Below are 522 nucleotides of genomic sequence, written 5' to 3'. Positions count from 1 at the left end.
TGCACGGGCGGCTAATTGGGCAAGGAATATCCCCCCTGTTTGATCGATGTAAAGGGGTGCGGTTTGTACCTGATACGTTGTATGGATAATTTTTGCAAATTGCGCTTCTGAGAGATTTCCTCGTCGAATATCAGAGGAAGAGACCTCTGTTTGTTCAGAGATAATGCGGGTTGCAAGCTGTTCGGATGACATTTCTAATGAGAAAAAGCCAATGATCCCTCCTTCATTTTGTTGTGTATTGGTATCACGCTTGCAAGCATTGGCAATGTTAAAGGCAATATTGGTCGCCAGTGCGGTTTTTCCCATTCCAGGGCGCCCCGCTAGAATAATCAAATCAGATGGCTGCAACCCTCCCATTTTTTCATCCAAAGTGTTTATATGGGTCGCTAACCCAGAAAGCTGTGAGGAACGCTTTTTGGCAGCACTTGCCATGTCCAGTGCTTTTGCAATGGCTCTATCAAAGATGGCTCTATCAAAGTTTTCAAACCCACCCCCATATTTGCCTTTGTCGGCGAGTTCAAA

At 45.4% G+C, this 522-nt stretch carries 1 protein-coding gene; it reads right to left on the bottom strand.

Annotated features, from left to right (window positions below):
* On the bottom strand, positions 1 to 522 hold a 522-nt coding region (locus CEV08_RS09355; protein WP_180753589.1), incomplete at both ends, for a DnaB-like helicase C-terminal domain-containing protein.

Origin of the sequence: Bartonella tribocorum, assembly GCF_002778015.1 — a bacterium.
Taxonomy (GTDB): domain Bacteria; phylum Pseudomonadota; class Alphaproteobacteria; order Rhizobiales; family Rhizobiaceae; genus Bartonella; species Bartonella tribocorum_B.
This window is presented reverse-complemented; position numbering and strand designations above follow the sequence as displayed.